Source organism: Devosia beringensis (genome assembly GCF_014926585.1).
In the GTDB taxonomy this organism is placed as follows: domain Bacteria; phylum Pseudomonadota; class Alphaproteobacteria; order Rhizobiales; family Devosiaceae; genus Devosia; species Devosia beringensis.
On sequence record NZ_CP045422.1, the window covers coordinates 616,770 to 637,122 of the forward strand.

At 64.3% G+C, this 20,353-nt stretch carries 17 protein-coding genes; 16 read left to right on the forward strand and 1 reads right to left on the reverse strand.

The features are described from left to right. Window positions 1-63: 63 nt before the first annotated feature. The 15 genes from GDR53_RS03045 to GDR53_RS03115 all read left to right on the forward strand — a co-directional run bounded on the left by GDR53_RS03045 (window position 64) and on the right by GDR53_RS03115 (window position 16,785). Window positions 64-1,581: a sugar ABC transporter ATP-binding protein gene (locus tag GDR53_RS03045; protein ID WP_193336640.1), complete on the forward strand. Its 1,518-nt coding sequence runs from the start codon at window positions 64-66 to the stop codon at window positions 1,579-1,581. Then, window positions 1,578-2,582 (forward strand): ABC transporter permease, encoded by a 1,005-nt coding sequence (locus GDR53_RS03050; RefSeq protein WP_193336641.1) that lies wholly within the window; start codon window positions 1,578-1,580, stop codon window positions 2,580-2,582. The genes GDR53_RS03045 and GDR53_RS03050 overlap by 4 nt, the downstream gene beginning before the upstream one ends. Then, the gene (yjfF, locus tag GDR53_RS03055) at window positions 2,579-3,556 is read left to right on the forward strand and encodes a galactofuranose ABC transporter, permease protein YjfF (RefSeq protein WP_193336642.1); all 978 of its coding nucleotides are present in this window, start codon (window positions 2,579-2,581) and stop codon (window positions 3,554-3,556) included. The genes GDR53_RS03050 and yjfF overlap by 4 nt, the downstream gene beginning before the upstream one ends. Before the next feature lies 1 nt (window position 3,557). Then, window positions 3,558-4,295 (forward strand): FadR/GntR family transcriptional regulator, encoded by a 738-nt coding sequence (locus GDR53_RS03060; RefSeq protein ID WP_193336643.1) that lies wholly within the window; start codon window positions 3,558-3,560, stop codon window positions 4,293-4,295. A 283-nt stretch (window positions 4,296-4,578) separates the two neighbouring features. Further along, window positions 4,579-5,817 carry an ABC transporter substrate-binding protein gene (locus GDR53_RS03065; RefSeq protein WP_193336644.1) on the forward strand — a complete coding sequence of 413 codons (1,239 nt, stop codon included), beginning with the start codon at window positions 4,579-4,581 and terminating at the stop codon, window positions 5,815-5,817. A 123-nt stretch (window positions 5,818-5,940) separates the two neighbouring features. Further along, on the forward strand, window positions 5,941-6,972 hold the full coding sequence (locus tag GDR53_RS03070) for a carbohydrate ABC transporter permease (protein ID WP_193336645.1): 1,032 nt from the start codon (window positions 5,941-5,943) through the stop codon (window positions 6,970-6,972). A 2-nt stretch (window positions 6,973-6,974) separates the two neighbouring features. Next, window positions 6,975-7,862, forward strand: a complete 888-nt coding sequence (locus GDR53_RS03075) for a carbohydrate ABC transporter permease (protein WP_193336646.1) — start codon at window positions 6,975-6,977, stop codon at window positions 7,860-7,862. A gap of 4 nt (window positions 7,863-7,866) precedes the next feature. Continuing rightward, entirely contained in the window at window positions 7,867-8,925 is a 1,059-nt protein-coding gene (locus GDR53_RS03080) for an ABC transporter ATP-binding protein (RefSeq protein WP_193336647.1), read from the forward strand. 22 nt (window positions 8,926-8,947) lie between these two features. Further along, window positions 8,948-10,498 carry an amidase gene (locus GDR53_RS03085; protein ID WP_232846713.1) on the forward strand — a complete coding sequence of 517 codons (1,551 nt, stop codon included), beginning with the start codon at window positions 8,948-8,950 and terminating at the stop codon, window positions 10,496-10,498. 77 nt (window positions 10,499-10,575) lie between these two features. Next, window positions 10,576-11,904, forward strand: a complete 1,329-nt coding sequence (gene hisD / locus GDR53_RS03090; protein WP_193336649.1) for a histidinol dehydrogenase — start codon at window positions 10,576-10,578, stop codon at window positions 11,902-11,904. Beyond that, a complete protein-coding gene (locus tag GDR53_RS03095; RefSeq protein ID WP_193336650.1) occupies window positions 11,905-12,669 on the forward strand; it encodes an SDR family NAD(P)-dependent oxidoreductase in 765 nt (254 codons plus the stop codon). Next, window positions 12,654-13,724, forward strand: a complete 1,071-nt coding sequence (locus GDR53_RS03100) for a LacI family DNA-binding transcriptional regulator (protein WP_193336651.1) — start codon at window positions 12,654-12,656, stop codon at window positions 13,722-13,724. The genes GDR53_RS03095 and GDR53_RS03100 overlap by 16 nt, the downstream gene beginning before the upstream one ends. Before the next feature lie 122 nt (window positions 13,725-13,846). Beyond that, window positions 13,847-14,884: a cupin domain-containing protein gene (locus tag GDR53_RS03105; protein WP_193336652.1), complete on the forward strand. Its 1,038-nt coding sequence runs from the start codon at window positions 13,847-13,849 to the stop codon at window positions 14,882-14,884. Window positions 14,885-14,889: 5 nt separating this feature from the next. After that, window positions 14,890-16,020 carry a cobalamin-independent methionine synthase II family protein gene (locus tag GDR53_RS03110; RefSeq protein ID WP_193336653.1) on the forward strand — a complete coding sequence of 377 codons (1,131 nt, stop codon included), beginning with the start codon at window positions 14,890-14,892 and terminating at the stop codon, window positions 16,018-16,020. Between the two features lie 63 nt (window positions 16,021-16,083). Continuing rightward, window positions 16,084-16,785: an RraA family protein gene (locus tag GDR53_RS03115; RefSeq protein WP_210321382.1), complete on the forward strand. Its 702-nt coding sequence runs from the start codon at window positions 16,084-16,086 to the stop codon at window positions 16,783-16,785. Between the two features lie 47 nt (window positions 16,786-16,832). Here GDR53_RS03115 and hisD (GDR53_RS03120) read toward each other — a convergent pair whose 3' ends face one another. Then, window positions 16,833-18,128 (reverse strand): histidinol dehydrogenase, encoded by a 1,296-nt coding sequence (gene hisD / locus GDR53_RS03120; RefSeq protein ID WP_193336654.1) that lies wholly within the window; start codon window positions 18,126-18,128, stop codon window positions 16,833-16,835. 165 nt (window positions 18,129-18,293) lie between these two features. Here hisD (GDR53_RS03120) and GDR53_RS19705 point away from each other — a divergent pair, with 165 nt between their 5' ends. Then, entirely contained in the window at window positions 18,294-20,216 is a 1,923-nt protein-coding gene (locus GDR53_RS19705) for an alpha/beta fold hydrolase (RefSeq protein WP_232846714.1), read from the forward strand. Window positions 20,217-20,353 lie beyond the last annotated feature (137 nt).

A 20,353-nucleotide genomic window follows, 5' to 3' on the forward strand; every position in this document is an offset into this window, starting at 1 on the left:
GGTCGAGCCCGGGATGACACCGTGCCTATGGGTAGCGCGGTGACGGGCATGAGGAGGGACAGCATGGCCGACAGCCAATACGTGCTGCAAGCGCGCGGCATCAGCAAGATTTTCGGCGGCCACATGGCGCTCGACAATATCGACTTCGGCCTGCGCGCCGGCGAAGTGCATGCGCTGCTGGGGGAGAATGGGGCCGGCAAATCCACCCTGATCAAGATCCTGACCGGCGCCTATCAGCCCGATGGCGGCACGGTGCTGGTCGATGGCGACGTGGTGACGCTGGACAATCCGCTGCATGCCCAGACCCATGGCATTGGCACCGTCTACCAGGAGGTCAACCTGCTGCCCAATCGCTCGGTGGCGGAGAACCTTTACCTCGGGCACCAGCCGACGCGTTTCGGCCTGGTCGACTATCGCAAGATGGAGGCGGACGCCCGGGTGCTGCTGACGCGCTACGGGCTCAAACTCGACCCCGGCAGCGAGTTGGGCAGCCATTCGGTGGCGGTGCAGCAGATCGTAGCCATTGCCCGCGCCGTGGCGCTGTCGGGCAAGGTTCTGATCCTGGACGAACCAACGGCCAGCCTTGACCGGCACGAGGTCGAACGCCTTTTCGAGGTGATTGGCGAGCTCAAGCGCAGCGGCCTCGCCATCATTTTCATCACCCATTTCCTCGACCAGGTCTTTGCCATTGCCGACCGCGTGACGGTGCTGCGCAATGGCAGGCTGGTGGAGACACGCATGCTCGATACGCTTAACCGCACCGATGTGGTGCGGCTGATGCTGGGCAAGGATATTGCCTTCAATGGCGCCACCGATCTCGAGCCGGAGACGGCCAATCAGGAGGTGCTGCTCGACTTTGTCGGCTTTGGCCGCAAGGGCAGCGTGCACCCGTTCGACCTGACCATTCACAAGGGCGAAGTGATCGGGGTGGCGGGCCTGCTGGGGTCGGGCCGGACCGAGCTGGCGCGCATCATGTTCGGCGCCGATCCGGCCGACCAGGGCAGCGTGACAATCGCCGGTAAGCCCGGGAGCATCCGCCATACCAGCGACGCCATTGGCCACCGCTTTGGCTTCTGTCCGGAAGACCGCAAGGCTGAGGGCATATTCGGCGACTTGTCGGTGCTCGAAAACATCGTCATCGCGCTACAGGGCAAGCTGGGTTGGTTCCGCGCCCTCAACCGCGACGAGCAGCTCGAAATTGCCGGCGCCTTTGCCGAGTCCATGGATATCCGCGCCGCCTCGCTCGACATGCCGGTCAAGCTACTGTCGGGCGGCAACCAGCAGAAGGTGATCCTGTCGCGCTGGCTCGCCACCGACCCGGCCTTCCTGATCCTCGACGAACCGACGCGCGGCATCGATGTGGGCGCGCATGCCGAAATCGTCCGCACCATCAACCGGCTGCGCGACGACGGCATGGCCATGCTGGTGATCTCGTCCGAGCTGGACGAGGTCGTCGCCTATAGCTCGCGCATCGTGGTGATGCGCGACCGGCAAATGGTCGCCGAACTGCGCGGCAAGAACATCAATCCCGGAGTCATCGTGCAAGCCATCGCCAATCACCCCGACGAGGCCTTGTCATGAAGCGTCTCCGCCTCGAGCGCCTCGCCAATCCGCAGCTGATCGCGCTGGTCAGCGTGCTGCTGCTGAACTGGCTGCTGTTTCCCAATTTTTTCAACGTCACCTGGCAGGACGGGCGCTTTTTCGGCAGCTTCATCGACGTGCTCAACCGCGGCGCGCCGGTGGCTATTCTCGCCGTTGGCATGACCGGGGTGATCGCCACCAAAGGCGTGGATCTCTCCGTCGGCGCCATCATGGCGGTGTGCGGCGCGGTGGCCGCGACCATGGTGGTGTCCGGCTATCCGGCGCCGTTGGCCGTGGCGGCCGCGCTGTCGGTGGGCCTGGCCTGTGGGCTGTGGAACGGCTTTCTGGTGGCAATTCTGGATATCCAGCCCATCGTCGCCACGCTGGTGCTGATGGTGGCCGGGCGCGGCATTGCCCAGCTGATCACCGAAGGCTCGATCGTCACCTTCAATGACCCGACGCTGATCTTCATCGGTACCGGCTCCTTCCTCGGCTTTCCCATGGCGGCCGTGATTGCCGTGGTGCTGATGGTGCTGGTGACGCTGCTGGTGCGGCGTACCGCCATTGGCCTCTTCGTCCAGGCCATCGGCGTCAACCGCGCCGCCGCCTCGCTGGCCGGCATTCGCAGCCGCATGCTGCTGATGCTGGTCTATGCGCTGTCGGGGTTCTGCGCCGCGATTGCCGGCGTCGTGGTGGCCGCCGACATCCGCGGCGCCGATGCCAACAATTCCGGGCTGTGGCTGGAACTCGACGCCATCCTTGCGGTGGTGATCGGTGGCACCTCGCTGCTGGGCGGCAAGTTCTCCATTCCCATGGCGGTGGTCGGCGCGCTGATCATCCAGGCGATGAATACCGGCATCCTGGTGTCGGGCTTTCCGCCCGAATTCAACCTGGTGGTCAAGGCCGGGATGATCATCCTGATCCTGCTGATCCAGTCGCCCTATGCCGCCCTGCCCTTCCAGCGCCGGTCCGCCCTTTCGAGCAAGGCAGTCTCCAAATGAAACGCAGCCTGCGCCCCCTTGCCGCCACGGCGGTGATCTTCGTGATCGCCTATGCCTTGAGCGTGCTGCAGTTTCCCAACATGCTGTCGACCCGCGTGCTGGGCAATTTCCTCACCGACAATGCCTTTTTGGGCATTACCGCGGTGGGCATGACCTTCGTCATCATTTCGGGCGGCATCGACCTGTCGGTGGGCGCGGTGATCGGCTTTACCGGCGTGCTGATTGCCGTGCTGGTGAGCTGGCTGGGCTTTCACCCGCTGGTGGCCTTCGTCATCGCGCTGGGCGTGGCCGGCCTGTTCGGCGCGGCGATGGGCTTTACCATCCACTATCTGCAGGTACCGCCCTTTATCGTCACGTTGGCGGGCATGTTCCTGGCGCGCGGCGGTGCCTCGATCATCACCCAGGATTCAGTGCCGATCCGGCACGAATTCTATGACACGCTGGGCGATCTGATGATCCGCCTGCCCGAAGGCGGCAGGCTGAGCTTTATTGGGCTCTTGATGATCGCGGTGTTCCTGGGCGGGGCACTACTGGCGCACCGCACCAAGTTCGGCTCCTATGTCTATGCGCTGGGCGGCAATCCCGTATCGGCCTCGCTGATGGGCGTGCCGGTGGCGCAGACCACGGTGCAGATCTATATGCTCTCCAGCATGCTGGCGGCCTTGGCAGGAATCGTGTTCTCGCTATACACCTCGGCCGGATATCCGCTGGCTGCGGTGGGCGTGGAGCTGGACGCCATCAGCGCGGTGGTGATCGGCGGTACGTTGCTGACGGGTGGGTATGGGTTTGTGCTGGGCACGTTTGTGGGCGTGATGCTGCTGGGCCTGGTGCAGACCTACATCATCTTTGACGGCACGCTGTCGAGCTGGTGGACCAAGATCGTCATCGGCGTGCTGCTGTTCCTGTTCATCGTGCTGCAGCGTATCATATTCGCGGCCTCCACCCCCGGAGAGAAGTCGCCCGAGAAAGCGTAGCATGATCGAAGCAGGCAGCCTTATTCGCTCCCTATCCGGGCGACCCGCTGCACGGAACTTCCATACCTTCGTCATCAACGAAATCGGGCTGGGCATTGTTACGGGCCAGTTTCCGGTCGGCTCGATCCTGGCCAATGACGCGGTGATGATGGAGACCTATGGCGTGTCGCGCACGGTGCTGCGCGAGGCGCTCAAGACGCTCGAGGCCAAGGGCATGGTGGAGGCGCGGCCCAAGGTGGGCACCCGGGTCACCCCGACCAGCCGCTGGAGCTTTTTCGATCCCCAGGTGCTGAGCTGGCACTTCTATGCCAAGCCGGACCAGCGCTTTTTCGAGAGCCTGTTCGATGTCCGCGGGGCGCTGGAAAGCCGGGCCATTGCCCTGGCCAGTGCGCGGCGCACCGCCGAGCATGTGCGACTGATGAAATACTGGCTGCACCAGATGGACCTGGCCGAGGGGAATCTGGAAGCCCATGGTCTGTCGGCGCTGGAAATCCACCGCACCATTGCCGAGGGCTCGGGCAATGCCCTGCTCCGCTCGGTGACCGGTATTGTCGAGCTGACGCTGGCGCTGGCACTCAAATCGCTGGATGAGGCCAGCACGGCGCCCTATTGCGCGGCCTCGCTGGCGGCCCATACGGCGCTGGTCGGTGCCATCGAAGCGGGGACGGCAGCGGCGGCCGCCCTGGCCGGCGAGGCGGTCATCGTGCTCGACAATGCGCGGGCGATGACGCTGTGCTGAGGCCGCGCAAGCGGCTCCACACCAGCTTTTGCAAGCCGGTCATGGGGTTGCGCCAAGCGTCCGCGCCCGTCCGTATCGGCCACATGGGGGCGTTTTGCATACGAATGCAAAAAGCAATTGCATTCGTATGCAGGCTCCCTTACCAATTGTGACGTGCGGAAGACAAAGGGCCGGTGCGGGACCGATTGGACTTGTGTCAGCCGCGGGAGCGTAGATCATCAAACAGGGGATGGCGGGCGCATCTGGCCGTTGGACAGTGCAGACCGCTCATCAGGAGAACCAAATGAAGCTTATGTTGAAGACGACTGTCTGCCTGGCTGCCATGTGCCTCAGCGCCGGCGCGGCCTTTGCAGACTGCGGGATCGAAGGCACCGGTTCGGTGCGGATCCTGTCCAACGATTTCGAGGCACTGCGCCTGATCAATACCACGGCTGAAGAGTGCGCTGCCGAGGGCATCACCGTTACCGCCAATGCCAATGCCGAGCACAAGAACCTGCAGGTTCCCGCGCTCTCGATCAACCCGGCCGAATATAGCGTTGCCGTTGTTGCCAACAATTCCATCGTGCCGCTGCTGAACGACGACCTGATCCGTCCGCTCGACGATCTGGTGGCCCAGTATGGCCAGGCGCTGCAGCCCAACCAGCTGATCACCATCGACGGCAAGGTGATGGCCGTGGCCTTCATGGGTAATGCCCAGCACCTGTTCTACCGCAAGGATATCCTTGATGCAGCCGGCGTTGCCGCACCAATGTCCTATGAGGACATGCTGGCGGCTGCCGAAGCGATCAAGGCCTCGGGCGCCATGGACTATCCCATTGCCGCCTCGGTCAAGCCCGGCTGGGATCTGGCCGCCGAATTCGTCAACGCCTATCTCGGCACCGGTGGCGAGTTCTTCGCGCCCGGCACCGCCGAGCTGGCCATCGACAACGAGAATGGCCTCAAGGTGCTCGAGACCATGCGGGCGCTGACCGCCTATATGGACCCTGACTACCTGACGTTCGATGCCAACTCGATCAAGGCCGAATATGAAGCCGGCAACACCGCCATGATGGTGGAATGGGGCTCGCTGGCCGGCGCTACCATCGACGCGGAAGGTGCCGCCGAGGGCGTGGTCGAAAACACCGTGCTGGCGGCAGCGCCGACCATTGGTGGCGGCACGATCCCGGCCGTGGCTCTGTGGTGGGACGGCTTCACCATTGCCAAGAATATCTCGGATGAAGACGCCGCCGCCTCGTTCCAGGCCATGGTGCATGGCATCAGCCCGGAGATGGTTGCCGCCAATCCTGGCGTCGCTACCTGGCTGGTCGCCGGCTACGAGCCCGGTCCGGCTGCCGTGGGCGTGATCGCCACCGCCAATGCCGGCGCCCGTGCCTATCCGATGCAGCCCTATATGGGCCTGCTGCACACGGCGCTGTCGAGCGAACTGGCCGAGTTCATGGCCGGCACGGAAGACGCTGCCCAGGCCCTGGCCGACGTCAAGGCAGCCTATGACACGGCTGCGCGCGAAGGCGGCTACCTGTAAGCCTAGCATGACCGGTGGGGCGCTCCAGCGCCCCACCAAGCCGTTTGCGCCTCCCTAGAGGAGGGGCGTCGACTGAGCGTTCAGCTCAGCGCGTACTCGCCAGTTCGCTTTTGGAGAGGCTTGATGCCACACAAGACATTCTTTGCCTTCATCCTGCCCTCGCTAATCGCGATGGTGCTGTTCATCGCCCTGCCGATCGTCTCGGTGGTGATCCAGAGCCTTTATGTCGAGCATCCGCAGGCGCTGGTCGAGGTCGAAAACTGCCAGCCCTTCGGTGGCTGCACCAAGGAAGTGCGGGTCGATACCGCCGCCATGGCGCAGATTCAGCAGGAGCAGCCGCTGGGCCAGTTCAACGGCTTTGGCACCTATCTCAATCGCGGCCACCTGGCGGTGGCGGAAATCGGCGCGATCCTCACGAGCAATAGCGGCCTGGGCGATGTGGTGAACCGCATCTACAACCTGCCCTTCTACAAGGCGCTGGCCTTCACGCTGGTGTTCTGCTTCGTGGTGACGCCGCTGGCCATGGGCCTGGGCTTTCTCATCGCACTGGCGGTCAATGCCATTCCCAAGATGATCAAGGGGCCAGTGATCTTCTTTTCGCTGCTGCCGATGATCATTACCCCGCTAGTGGGCTCCCTCATCCTCTACTGGATGATTCAGTCCAATGGCATCATTGGCGCGAGCCTGCAGCACCTGTTCGACGACCCTACCCTGTCGCTGCGCCAGTCGCCGGCGCTGACCTGGGCGTCGCTGCTGTTCTATGGCGTCTGGACAAATGCCCCGTTCAGCTTCGTGGTGTTCTATGCCGGGCTGCAGACCGTGCCGCACGATACGGTGGAATCGGCGATGATCGACGGGGCCAGCCGCTGGGAGCGCATCCGCTATGTCATCATCCCCCATCTGATGCCGCTGGCGACCTTCGTGGCGCTGGTACAGCTGATGGACAATTTCCGCGTCTTTGAACCCATTGTCGGCTTTTCCGCCGAGTCCAGCGCGACCTCGCTGAGCTGGCTGATCTTCAACGACCTCAGCGGCGATGCGCAGCTGTTCGGCTCGGCCGGCGCCACCTCGGTGCTGACCATTGCCGGCGTCATCGTCCTTCTCATGCCGGTGCTGATCCGCACCTGGCGCGACTTCAACCACAAGGTGGTGTGACCATGTCCGACGCTGTACAGGCCCAACGCCGCCCGCTGCCGCTGCTGCTGATCATCAGCGCCTTCCTCGTCATCTGGGTGATCCTGGCCGCCTTCCCCTTCATCTGGACGGTGTGGGGATCGTTCAAGGTCGAGCCGGATTTCTTCTCCCGCGAAAGCTGGTGGCACGCCATTTTCGGCACCTATACGCAAAGCCAGACCGGCAGCGCCTTTACCGGCGACGGCTATCACGGTGCCTGGGTGACGCGCGAATTCTGGCGTGCGGTGATGAACACCGCCATCGTCACCGTCTCGGTCACGGTGATCTCGTTGACGCTGGGTACGCTGGGCGGCTATGCGCTGGCGCGGTCCGGGCACCGCTATGCCTTCTGGATCCTGATCGCGGCTTTGGTGTTCCGCGCCATGCCGCATATCACCCTGGTCTCGGGCTATCTGCTGCCCTTCTTCCAGCTCAATATCTGGGGCGTGCTGCCGACCTCGATCATCGTGCTGGTGGCGATCAACCAGCCGTTCACGCTGTGGATGCTGCACTCGTTTTTCCTGTCGATCCCCAAGGATCTCGACGAGAGCGCCATGGTGGACGGCTGCACGCGCTTCCAGGCCTTCAGGCTGGTTATCATCCCGGTAATGTGGCCTGGCGTGGTAACGACGGGGCTGTTCAGCTTCCTCCTCGCCTATAACGACTTTGCCGTCACCTCGATGCTGCTCAGCGCCGACAACCAGACCATGGTGCCCAAGATTTCCAGTTTCCTCGGCTCGGTGCAGGAACAGGGCAATGTCATGTATGCCGTGGCCGCGGTTGTCTCGGCGACGGTGCCGCTGTTCATCCTCGTGCTCTTCTTCCAACGCCAGATCGTCAGCGGATTGACCGCCGGCGCAGTGAAAGGCTGATCCCATGGCTCAGATCCGTCTCAAGAACGTCTCCAAGCGCTGGAACAGCTTTGTCGGCGTCAAGGATTTCAACCTCGACATTGCCGACCAGGAATTCCTGGTGCTGCTGGGGCCCTCGGGCTGCGGCAAGACCACGACCATGCGCATGATCGCCGGCCTCGAGGACATCACCGAAGGCGAGATCTGGATCGGCGACCGGCTGGTCAACAAGCTCGAGCCCAAGGACCGCGACATCTCGATGGTGTTCCAGAGCTATGGGCTCTACCCCAACATGACGGTCTACGAAAATATCCGCTTCCCCCTCAAGGTGCGCAAGGTTCCCCAGGACCAGCATCATGAGCGGGTCATGGCGGCCAGCAAGATGGTCGAGCTCGACGACTTCCTGCAGCGCCGGCCGGCAGCCCTGTCGGGCGGCCAGCGCCAGCGCGTGGCTTTGGCCCGCGCCATCGTGCGCGAGCCCAATGCCTTTCTGATGGACGAGCCGCTGAGTAATCTCGACGCCAAGCTGCGCGTCTCGACCCGGGCGCAGATCAAGAACCTGCACCACACGCTCAAGCGCACCACCATCTATGTAACGCATGACCAGATCGAGGCCATGACGCTGGCCGACCGCGTGGTGGTGATGAGCAAGGGGCTGATCCAGCAGGTCGGCACGCCGATGGACATCTATGACCGGCCGGCCAATACCTTCGTGGCCAGCTTTATCGGTTCGCCCGCCATGAACCTGATCAAGGGCACGATCAGCGATGGCGTGTTCACGGCAGAGCGGATCCGCATCGAGGGCCTGTCCAAGGCCGTCAACGGCCCGGTGACGCTGGGCTTCCGCGCCGAAGATGCGAGTCTCGCCGAGGCCAATGGCCAGATCGAGGCGCCGATCTATACGGTCGAGCTGCTGGGTGAGGCCACCATGCTGTCGATGCGGGTGGCCGGCGAGCTGATTTCGATCAAGGTGAGCAAGGACTATCGCGCCGAGATCGGCGAGCTGGCCCGCGTCAACATCGCCGCCAGCGCCTGCCACCTGTTCGACCAGGCCAGCGGCGTGCGGCTGGAGCATGCCCAATAATGCCTTGTGCGGAGCGCCGGCCGTGAGCCCCCTGCCCCCGGACGGCATTGCGGCCCTGCGCGCGCAGCTGGAAGCGGCCGGCATCAGCCTGTCGGCGGCCGAAACCGACAGCGTCGCCACGCTGGCCGACTGGCTGCATGACGGGCTTGCCCGGTTGGATACCGATGCCCATGAGGCGGCGCCCGAGCTTATCGTGCCGGCCCTGGATGCCGACACCCTGCTGGACTCCGACCTCTTTGCCCAGAGCCAGGCGCTGCGCGACGGCAGCATCACGGCCGTAGCGCTGACCCGCGCCTATCTCGCGCGCATCACCCTGCGTGAACCGGCTTTTCGCGCCTTCTACGCCATCAGCGATACGCGCGCCCTGGCCGATGCGGCGCAGGCCGATGCGGACTTTGTAGCGGGCCTGGATCGCGGCCCGCTGCAGGGTATTCCTGTCGGCATCAAGGACATGATCGACGTGGCCGGTGTGGCAACCACGGCCAATGCGCCCGGTAGGGCCGAGGCGATTGCCGAGCGCGACGCTGTGGCCGTGGCGCGGCTGGCCGAGGCCGGCGCGGTGCTCATCGGCAAGACCGCCACCTATGAATGGGGCACGGTGGGGCCCGACAGTCGCGGGCTGTTTCCGCCCGCGCGCAACCCCTGGAGCCTTGAGCATATTACCGGCGGCTCGTCCTCGGGCAATGGCGCTGCGATTGCCGGCGGCATGCTGCGCGTGGCGCTGGGCGGGGATACCGGCGGCTCGCTGCGCGGGCCCGCCTTCTATTGTGGCGTGGTCGGGCTGAAACCCACTTTTGGCAGCGTGCCCGTCGACGGGGCGCTAACCATGTCGCCGAGCATGGATCATGTCGGGCCGATGGCCGCCAGCGTCGCCGAGGCGGCGGTCATGCTCGACGCCATTGCCGACACGGGCGCAGCGCCCGCGGCTGCCGCCTGGCTGGGGCGACCGGTCACCGGGCTGCGTATCGGCTATGCCCGCAACTGGTTCGCGCATGATTCGCAGATCATGCCCGCCGTGCTGGCCGCCATGGATGCGGCGGCATCGACGCTGTCGCAGCTGGGCGCGGCGATCGAGGAGATCGAGCTGCCCGACTATGCCGCCATCGAAGTGGCGGCAGCGGCGATCCTGCACAAGGAAAGCTTTGACTATCACGCGGCCGCGCTCCGCGATCATCCCGAGGCCTATGGACGGCGCGCATTTCTCAGCCTCGTGACGGGCGTGGCTATCAGCGATGGCGAGCTCGTCGCGTCGCGCCAAGCTGGACGCGCCTTCAGCGCCGCGGTGGATCAACTGCTGGGCCAGCATGACGCCCTGCTCACGGTCGGCGCGCTGACCACGGCCTTGCTGGCGGCGCCGTTCGAGGAAGAGGCCGTGTGGACGCCGATGCGCACCATTGGCTTTAATGTCAGCGGCCACCCGGTGCTGGCCATGCCCATTGGCCTGCATGAGGGCCTGCCCATCGGCATGCAGCTGATCGGCAAGCATCATGACGAGGCGCGCATCGTGCAGATCGGCCACGCCTTCGAGCGGGCCACCGATCATGCCGTGCAGCGGCCACCCAACCTCACCTGACACATCGCCGCCAGTTCGGCGGTTTCCATTTGCATACGTATGCAAGAATGCTATAACTGACGAAAAGGGAGCGCTTCATGGCGATTTGGCTCAAACGCGGCAAGGATGTTGAGGCACGCGCCGAGGCGGACCGCCAGGTTCGTATCACGGTCGAGACCATTCTGGGCGATATCGAAAAGCGTGGCGACGCTGCCGTGCGCGAGCTCAGCCAGAAGTTCGACAAATGGGACCGCACTGACTTCCGCCTCAGCCAGGCCGAGATCGACGACTGCCTGCACCAGCTGACCGACCAGGACCTGATCGACATCGAGTTCGCCCAGACCCAGGTGCGCAATTTCGCTCAGGCGCAGCGCGCCACCATGACCGACCTGACGGTCGAGACCCTGCCCGGCGTGACGCTGGGCCACAAGCATGTGCCGATCACCAATGTCGGCTGCTACGTGCCCGGCGGCAAATATCCGCTGCTGGCATCAGCGCATATGTCTGTCATCACCGCCAAGGTGGCCGGCTGCGCGCGCGTCATCACCTGCGCGCCGCCCTTTCACGGCAAGCCGGCTCCCGCCGTGGTCGCCGCGCAGGCCATGGCCGGCGCTGACGAAATCTATGTGCTGGGCGGCATCCAGGCGATCGGCGCCATGGCCATCGGCACCGAGAGCATCGAGCGCGTCGACATGCTGGTCGGGCCCGGCAATGCCTTTGTCGCCGAGGCCAAGCGGCAGCTGTTCGGCCGGGTCGGCATCGACCTCTTCGCCGGCCCGACCGAGACGCTGGTGATTGCCGACGAGACAGTGGACGGGGAAATCTGCGCCACCGACCTGCTTGGCCAGGCCGAGCATGGCCCGACCTCGCCAGCCATCTTGCTGACCAATTCGGAAAAGCTGGCGCGCGATACCATGGCCGAAATCGAGCGGCTGCTGACCATCCTGCCGACGGCCGATATTGCCCGCAAATCCTGGGACGATTTCGGCGAGATCATCGTCTGCGATAGCTATGACGAGATGCTGGCCATCGCCGATCACATCGCCTCGGAACATGTGCAGGTGATGACCGACCGGGACATGTGGTTCCGCGACAAGATGAGCAATTACGGCGCATTGTTTCTGGGCCCGCGCACCAATGTCGCCTATGGTGACAAGGTCATCGGGACCAACCACACACTGCCCACCATGAAGGCAGCGCGTTATACCGGTGGCTTGTGGGTGGGGAAGTTCATGAAGACCTGTACCTGGCAGACCGTCACGACCGACGCGGCTTCGGCCATGATCGGCGAATATGGTTCGCGCCTGTCCATGCTGGAAGGCTTTGTCGGCCACGCCGAGCAGGCCAATGTGCGCGTGCGCCGCTATGGCGGCCGCAACGTGCCCTATGGCACCGGGGCGACGCCCCGCACGGAGGCCGCAGAATAGATGACCCTGCCCCGTACCCCCAGTTTCCGGCTTGATGGACGGCGTGCCCTGGTCACCGGTGGCACGCGCGGCATCGGCCTGGGGGCGGCGGTGGCCCTGGCCGAGGCCGGCGCAGCGGTGACCATTGCCGCGCGCACGGCGGCGGATGTGACACTGGTGGTGGACCAGTTTGCCGAGGCGGGCCTGGCGGCCGAGGGCGTGGCCATCGACATTACCGATACCGACGCCGTCCGTGCTTTCGTGGATGAGGTCGAGCCATTCCAGGTGCTGGTCAATTCGGCCGGGACCGGTCGGCATTCAAGCTTTGCCGAGATCACGCCGGACGGCTACCAGGCGGTGATGAACCTCAATGTCGCGGCGACCCTGTTCGTGTCGCAGGCCGTGGTGGGGCGGTTGCGCGCAGCCGGGCTGGCCGGGTCGATCATTCACATCTCATCGCAGATGGGCCACGTGGCCGGGCCCGACCGGGCCGTCTATGCGGCCAGCAAATTTGCCGTGGAAGGCCTCAGCAAGGCCATGGCGATCGAACTCGGGCCGGATAATATCCGGGTCAATACGGTGTGCCCGACCTTTATCGAGACCGACCTGACGGCCAAGAACCTCAGCGATCCCGATTTCCGCGCCTGGGTGCTGTCCAAGATCGTGCTGGGGCGGCTGGGCCGCATCGAGGACCTGATGGGGCCGATCGTCTTCCTGGCCTCCGACGCGTCGGCATTGATGACGGGATCTTCTCTTCTGGTGGATGGCGGATGGACTTCGGCGTAAAAAAACCGGGCGTCACCTCCTCCCAGGTGGCCGAGCATGCGGGCGTGTCGCAGTCGGCCGTGTCGCGCACGTTCACGCCTGGCGCGTCGATCTCCCCCAAGACGCGGCAGAAGGTACTTGCCTCGGCCAAAGTGCTTGGCTACCGGCCCAATGCCATTGCCCGCTCGCTGATCACCAGCCGTTCGCGCATCATCGCCGTGGTGATGGCGTATCTCGAAAACCTGTTCTACCCCGATGTGCTCGAAGAACTGGGCCGGGCACTGGCGGCGGAGAATTATCACCTGCTGCTGTTTACCGGCTTCATGGACCGCGACAGCGATCCGGTCTTTGACCAGCTGATGCAGTATCGCGTCGACGGCATCATACTGGCGTCAACCTCGCTGTCGTCCGAGCTGTCGGAAGAATGCGCCACGGCCGGCATTCCCGTCGTGCTGTTCAACCGCACCACCGAGCGCGACGCCGTATCGAGCGTCACTACCCGCAACAAGGAGGGCGGCAAGCGCATTGCCGAATTCCTCGTCGCCGGCGGGCATAAAAGCTTCGGCTATATTGCCGGGCTCGAAAACTCCTCGACTAATCGCGACCGCCAGCAGGGCTTTGTCGAGGCCCTGGCGGCGCATGGCTTTGACGATGTCATCATCGAGACCGGCAATTATTCGCGCGATGACGCCCAGGAGGCGGCGCGGGCCATGCTGTCGCGCCCCGAGCGGCCAGAGGCGCTGTTCGTCGCCAATGACCATATGGCCGTCGCCGTGATGGACGTGGCGCGCTACGAATTCGGGCTCAAAATCCCCGAGGACCTGTCGATTGTGGGCTATGACGATGTCGGCCCGGCGCGCTGGACCTCCTATGGCATCACCTCGATGAGCCAGCCGGTCAAACGCATGGTGGAGGCCACGGTCGATATCCTGATGGACCAGATCGCCAGCGGCGAGATCGAGGCCGAGCACCGCATCCTCAATGGCGAGCTGATCGTGCGGACCTCGGCACGGCTGCCGAGCAGCGGCATTGTCGAGCGCGACGGCCAGCAGATCTACCGGCCCAAGGAGGCATAATGACTGTCCTGCTCCCTGCCCGACCCGCCCGGCCCGGAACCAACAACCCTGCAGCGTGCTTAGCGCGCGCTGTGCATACGAATGCAAAATCTATCCCCGTTTGCGCGTGAAAGGACGACCCCATGACCAAGTGGACCCAGACTGAAATGGAAAAGCGCCTGGTGCGCTATGCGGACCTCAAGGGCCTGCGCAATGCGTTTATCGACGCGCGCACGCCCGGCTCCGACCGCAAGGAAAACTTCACTATCATCGGACCGGGCGTTTCCGAGAACAAGGCGCAGGTGGTGCATATCCCCGAGGCGCACGGCTTCAATTTTGGCGCGGCGCGCCAGCCCTTCGGCTGCACCAATAGCCAGCACAGCCACCTGACAGCCGAGACATTCCTGGTGCATACCGGCAAGTGGCGCTTCGTCTTTGGCGCCAACAAGGACGAGGGCTATCTCGATGTCGAGCCCGGCGATGTGGCAACTGTCCCCACCCACATGTTCCGCGGCTTCGAAAAGCGCGACGAGGGCACCGGTTTCCTCGCCGTTGTGCTCGGCCATGACGATCCGGGCAAGGTGGTCTGGGCGCCGAGCGTGTTCAAGATGGCCGAGGATTTCGGGCTGAAACTGCTCAAGGGCGGCAAGCTGGTCGATACCACGCTGGGCGAAACCGTGCCCGAGGGCGCCGAGCTCGAACTGCCGCCGGACGCGGCCAAGATGGCTGAACTGGCGACCCCGCCGATGGAGGAACTGGCCAAGTATTACCTGCCGCATGCCAAGATGGCGGGCAATCCGAACTCGCCGCTGGCCGGCGAAGGCGTCGAGGAAGCCGCGCTGATCGGCGATGTGGAAGCCGCGGACGGCTTTGCGGCCGGCCCGATCGTGGGCCACTGGCAGCATGGCTTTGCGCTGCGCCGGCTCAAGCTGGAAACTGGGGCCAGCATCGCGCCCCATAGCCGCAGCGAGCAGGAAGTGGTCTTCGTGCAGTCCGGCACGCTTGAGTTCAACTGGGAAGAGGGCAAGCTGATCCTGGGCGCCGGCGATACGCTGACCGTGCCGGTGGGCCTGGTGCATGGCTTCCGCAACCCGGCTTCGGCCGATGCCATTGCCTTTGTCATCCGTGGTTCGGCAGCCCCCGCCGCACCGCAATTCGCCACCGCCCAGGCTGCAGAGTAAGCAATATGACCCACAAGATCCTCACCACCCATGTCGGCTCGCTGCCGCGTTCCAAGCAGGTGACGGACCTTGTGTTCGCGCGTGAGGCCGGCGTCCCCATCGAGGAGGCCGGCTTCAACCAGATCATTGCCGCCGCGGTCGACGATATCGTCGCCCGGCAGAAGGCGGCGGGCATTGACCTGCCGTCGGACGGCGAGATGAGCAAGATCAGCTACGCCACCTATATCAAGGATAGGCTGACCGGCTTTGACGGGGACAGTTCGCGCCAGCCCCCCGCGGATCTCGAGCTGTTTCCGAGCTTTCTCAAGCGGCAGGCCAGCAGCGGTGGCACGCCGAGCTATCGACGCCCGAAATGCGTCGGTGCGATCACCGTCAAGAGTCTGGAGCCGCTCAAGGACGACGTGGACAATTTCCAGGCGGCGCTGAGCACCCACGGCTATGCCAAGGGCTTCATGAATTCGGCGACGCCGGGCGTGATTGCCCTGTTCCAGCCCAATGAGTTCTATGCCAGCCAGGACGACTATCTCGAGGCCGTGGCCGAGGGCATGCGGGTGGAATATGAGGGCATTGTCGCGGCCGGCTTCATGCTCCAGCTCGACGCGCCCGATCTCGGCCTGGGCCGGCACATGATGTACAAGGACCTCGACGATGACGGCTTCGTTGTCGCTGCGGGCCGACATATCGAGGTGATGAACCACGCGCTGCGCAATATTGCCGGCGACAAGGTGCGCATGCATGTGTGCTGGGGCAATTATGAGGGCCCGCATGTCTGCGACATTGCCCTCAAGAAGATCCTGCCCAGCCTGCTCAAGGCCAAGCCACGGGCGCTGCTGTTCGAGGGCGCCAATCCGCGTCATGCGCATGAATGGATCGACTGGAAGAATGTCCACCTGCCGGACGATTATGTGCTGATCCCCGGCGTCATCGACTCGACCTCCAACTTTGTCGAGCACCCCGAGCTGATCGCGCAGCGGCTCAGGAATTTCACCGACACAGTCGGCGCCGAGCGGGTCATCGCCGGCACCGATTGCGGCTTCTCCACCTTTGCCGGGTTCGGCGCGGTGGATAGCGAGATCGTCTGGGCCAAGCTCAAGGCCCTGGCCGAGGGCGCAGAGATCGCCAGCAAGGCGGCGTAACTTTCGGCCCTGCGCCGGCCTCTCCCTAAGGGGAGAGGTAATCTAGTGCTTGAGGAGAAGCCTATGCCCATGATCGATCCCGACGTCCTGGCCGCGCTGCGCGGCGCTGATACCCCGACCGTCTGCAATGCGCTCGAGCATGTGATGGGCGGCCGCACCGCCGAGGGCTTTACCAAGACGCCGGTGGTCTGCGCCGATCCGGCTTTACCGCCGGTGGTGGGCTTTGCCCGCACCGCCAAGATCCGCGCCTCATCGCCGGCGCAGAAGCCGGCTGCCGAGGTGCGCGCGCTGCGCATGGGCTATTATGAATATGTCGCGGCCGGCGCCGGCCCCAATCTGGTGGTGATCGAGGACACTGACTTCCCCCATGCCATTGGAGGCTTCTGGGGCGAGATGCAGGTGGCCCAGCACAAGGGCCTCGGCATTGCCGGCACGCTGACTAATGGCGTGCTGCGCGATCTGGGCATGCTCGATGAGGGCTATCAGGTGATCGCCGGCTCGGTCGGCCCCAGCCACGCCTTCGTGCATGTCACCGAGCTCGACTGCCCGGTGACTGTGTTCGGCATGACAGTGCGCCCCGGCGACCTGGTGCATGCTGACCGGCATGGCGGCGTCGTCATCCCGGCCGAGCATATCGCCCGCATGAAATGGGCCATCGACGTGGTGATGCGCAAGGAAGTGCCGGTGCTGACCGCAGCCCGCGCGCCGGGCTTTACCGTCGAAAAGCTCAAGGCGGCGTGGCTTGAGGCTGACAAGATCAGCTGAGATCGCAGGGCTTTCCTCCCCCGCAAGCGGGGGAGGAAAGAAGACTGCTAGATCTTGACCTGCATGCGATCCAGGCGCAGCTGGGCTGCCCGGCGGTGGCCTTCAAGGCCTTCGCTGGCGGACTGGCGGGCGGCGGGCGGGGCGACCTGCTTGACGCCCTCTTCGCTCAGCCACTGATGGGTGGCGATCTTGACATAGGCGCCGACCCAAAGGCCGCCGGTATAGGCGCCCGCGCCCATGGTAGGCAGGGTGTGGTTGGTGCCGCTGCACTTGTCGGAATAGACCACGCTGGCCAGTTCGCCGATGAACAGGCTGCCATAGTTGCGCAGCTTGAGCGCGAAGGCTTTGGCGTCGGCCGTGTGCACCTGCAAGTGCTCGGCCGCGATCAGATCGGAATAGGCGATCATGGCCGCCTCGCTGTCGCAGACTGTGATTTCGCCATAGTTGATCCAGGCTTCGCGGGCCGTGGTGGCGGTGGAAAGCGTGGCCAGTTGCGCCTCGATCTGCAGCAGGGTGGCCTCCGCCAGCGCGCGATCGGTGGTGATCAGGCCGACGCGGGTGCGGATGTCGTGCTCGGCCTGGGCCAGCATGTCGGTGGCGATCATCTCGGCATCGCCGGTGGCGTCAGCGACGATGAAGATCTCGGAAGGACCGGCCAGCTGGTCGATGCCGACGGGACCAAACACCTGGCGCTTGGCCTCGTTGACGAAGGCGTTGCCGGGGCCGACGATCTTGTTGACGGCCGGCACGCTCTCGGTGCCATAGGCCATGGCAGCGATGGCCTGGGCGCCGCCAATGCGGAAGATACGATCGGCGCCCGACAGGTGGCAGCCGGCGATCATGGCCTTGTGCGCATTGGGTGGCAGGCAGGCGATGACCTCGTCGACGCCGGCAACCTTGGCCGGGACAATGGTCATGATCGGCGCGCTGAGCAGCGGATAGCGACCGCCGGGCACGTAGCAGCCGACGCGCTGGATGGGGATGACACGGTGGCCCATATGCACCCCGGTCAGGGTCTCGACCTCAAGCGGCAGGATGGTGGCCAGCTGGGCCTGGGCGAACTTGCGCACATTATCGATGGCAAATTCGGTGTCCTTGCGGGTCTGCGGATCGAGCTCGGCCACGGCCTGCTGGCGCTCGACCTGGGTGACCTCGAAGACGGCTAGGTCGGACTTGTCGAACCTGGCCGAGTATTCGCGCACGGCGGCGTCGCCGTTCTTGCGGACATTGGCGATGATCTCGCTGACCAGGGTTTCGACCGGCGCATTGTCGCCGAGCGACGAGCGCTCGGGCGCCTTGACATAGGTGACGCCGGGAAAGGGCGAAGCGGGATTTAGGGTCATGCGGGGTCACTCCGGAAAGCGTAGCAGACGGTGCGAATGCGTTAGCAGACTGCTAACATCGAGCGTCACGTGAAGGTGTCGTTTTGATCTTGCATACGTATTCAAAATTTGCCAGAGTTTTTTGGCAAATTGGTCTCGGCCTTTCGTCGAGACATGTGGATCGTGATGAACCAGATTATTTTCGCTCCGGCCGAAACGGTGGGTGCCGCCACGGCGCCGGTGCCGCTCGTGCTGCTGGGCGGCACGGCCTGCGACGACAGATTGTTCGCGCCGCTGCTGGAGCGGTTGGGCTGGCCACTGACGCAGGTGATGGCGCTGGAGGGGGCAGCGACAGCGCCGGCCCTGGCCGCGCACCTGCTGGCGCAGGCGCCGCCGCGCTTTGCCCTGCTGGGCTTTTCGCTGGGTGGCATCGTGGCGCTGGAAATGATCGCCCAGGCGCCCGAGCGGATTGCCGGGCTGGCGCTCATCGGCACGACCCCCCTGCCCGATCCGGCCGACAATGCCGGCCAGCGCCGCGCTGCGGTGGCAACTGCCCGTGCCGATGGGATGGACAGCTTTATTGTCGACAGCTGGGACAAACTGGTGTCCCCCGCCCATGCTGACAATGCCGCGCTGCGCGCCCTGATCACCGCCATGGCGGCCGACACCGGCGTCGACCTGCTCGCTGCGCAGATAGAAGTCGCCATTCACCGGGCCGATAGCCGGCCCCGATTGTCTGCCATCGCCGTGCCCACGCTGATCCTGGCCGGGGCCGACGAGGCGGTGTGCCCGCTGTCGGCGCACCAGGAACTGGCCGACGGCATTGCCGGAGCGCGCTACTTTACCATTCCACAAGCGGGCCACTTTGCGCCGCTTGAAAATCCTGCCAGCGTGGCGCGTCATGTACGCGACTGGCTGGCCCTGTGCACGACCGATCCAGCCATTCCGGCAGAACCTCAAGGAGCCATCATGAACGACGCCCCCAACCCAACCAAGAGCAAGGGCAGTCCCGCCATGGCGGCCGCGGAATCCGTGCTGCAGGTCGAACGCCGTGACTACAAGGATCTGGCGCCGACAGACCGGCCGCGCAGCCAGTCGCTGGACGGCTTCGACGACATCTATACCGACATCGTCGATTACATCATCCGCTGCACCCACAAGATCTGGGACGAGCGCGATATCGGGCTGATCTATACCCATTACACGCATAACTGCGTGCTCTATGGCACGACCGGCAATATCTACAATCGCGAAGATATCGTGCGCGACACGATCCAGCGGCTGGTGAGCTTTCCCGAACGGCGCGGCATGGGCACCCAGGTGATCTGGAATGGCAATGATCAGGACGGCTTCTATACCAGTCATCTGGTGACCGGTTCGGGCCGCCACACCCAATATGGCCATCTCGGCCAGCCCACCGGCAAGCCCTTTGTCAGCCGCACGATTGCCGACTGCATGATCCACCGCAACATGATCTATCGCGAGTGGGTGGTGTCGGACCAGATGGCCATCATCAAGCAACTCGGCCTCGACCCCAACCACTTTGCCATGCGCACCGCCAAGGCCAAGTTCGATGCCGGCCTGACCTCGCTGGATATTGGCGAAAACCGCCGTGTCCTTGGCCAGACACGACCGACCGAGAAAGCCGATGTGAGCCTGGCGCATAACGATATCGAGGCGCAGACCATCGAGATGCTGCACGAGATTTTCGTCAAGCGCATGTTCGGCAAGATTGCCGAATGCTATGCGCCCAATGCGCAGTATCACGGCCCGCTGATGAAGGAGCTCTACGGCGTTGCCGCCATCATCCACCAGCATCTGGGGCTGATCGGCTCGCTGCCCGACGCCAGCTACGAGATCCAGCATGTCGCCTCCAATCCCTGCGAAGAGGGCGGCACCAAGGTGGCCGTGCGCTGGATCATGGAAGGCCACCATCTGGGCTATGGCATTCTGGGCGAATTGGGCGACCCGACCGGCAAGCGCGTGCAGGTGATGGGCATGAGCCATTATCACTGGAAGGACGGCAAGGTCGTTGACGAGTGGAATGTCTATGACGAGCTGAGCCTGCTCGTGCAGATCAAGCTGGGCCAGTTGGCCGAAGCCGCCTGATCGAGTCCGACGAAGCGATCGGCCGAGCCCCGTCGAGACGACGCGGCTCGGCCTTTTTTCGACACGGTCCCGGCGCCGCCCTGCTGCGCCGGAAAGCTTTGTCCATCGGGCGGAACGCCCATGGTGACTGTCACGTT

Coding starts and splice junctions, on each gene's coding strand:
- GDR53_RS03045 (WP_193336640.1), top strand. CDS start 64: ATGGCCGACAGCCAATACGTGCTGCAAGCGCGCGGCATCAGCAAGATT.
- GDR53_RS03050 (WP_193336641.1), top strand. CDS start 1,578: ATGAAGCGTCTCCGCCTCGAGCGCCTCGCCAATCCGCAGCTGATCGCG.
- yjfF (WP_193336642.1), top strand. CDS start 2,579: ATGAAACGCAGCCTGCGCCCCCTTGCCGCCACGGCGGTGATCTTCGTG.
- GDR53_RS03060 (WP_193336643.1), top strand. CDS start 3,558: ATGATCGAAGCAGGCAGCCTTATTCGCTCCCTATCCGGGCGACCCGCT.
- GDR53_RS03065 (WP_193336644.1), top strand. CDS start 4,579: ATGAAGCTTATGTTGAAGACGACTGTCTGCCTGGCTGCCATGTGCCTC.
- GDR53_RS03070 (WP_193336645.1), top strand. CDS start 5,941: ATGCCACACAAGACATTCTTTGCCTTCATCCTGCCCTCGCTAATCGCG.
- GDR53_RS03075 (WP_193336646.1), top strand. CDS start 6,975: ATGTCCGACGCTGTACAGGCCCAACGCCGCCCGCTGCCGCTGCTGCTG.
- GDR53_RS03080 (WP_193336647.1), top strand. CDS start 7,867: ATGGCTCAGATCCGTCTCAAGAACGTCTCCAAGCGCTGGAACAGCTTT.
- hisD (WP_193336649.1), top strand. CDS start 10,576: ATGGCGATTTGGCTCAAACGCGGCAAGGATGTTGAGGCACGCGCCGAG.
- GDR53_RS03095 (WP_193336650.1), top strand. CDS start 11,905: ATGACCCTGCCCCGTACCCCCAGTTTCCGGCTTGATGGACGGCGTGCC.
- GDR53_RS03100 (WP_193336651.1), top strand. CDS start 12,654: ATGGACTTCGGCGTAAAAAAACCGGGCGTCACCTCCTCCCAGGTGGCC.
- GDR53_RS03105 (WP_193336652.1), top strand. CDS start 13,847: ATGACCAAGTGGACCCAGACTGAAATGGAAAAGCGCCTGGTGCGCTAT.
- GDR53_RS03110 (WP_193336653.1), top strand. CDS start 14,890: ATGACCCACAAGATCCTCACCACCCATGTCGGCTCGCTGCCGCGTTCC.
- GDR53_RS03115 (WP_210321382.1), top strand. CDS start 16,084: ATGCCCATGATCGATCCCGACGTCCTGGCCGCGCTGCGCGGCGCTGAT.
- hisD (WP_193336654.1), bottom strand. CDS start 18,128: ATGACCCTAAATCCCGCTTCGCCCTTTCCCGGCGTCACCTATGTCAAG.
- GDR53_RS19705 (WP_232846714.1), top strand. CDS start 18,294: ATGAACCAGATTATTTTCGCTCCGGCCGAAACGGTGGGTGCCGCCACG.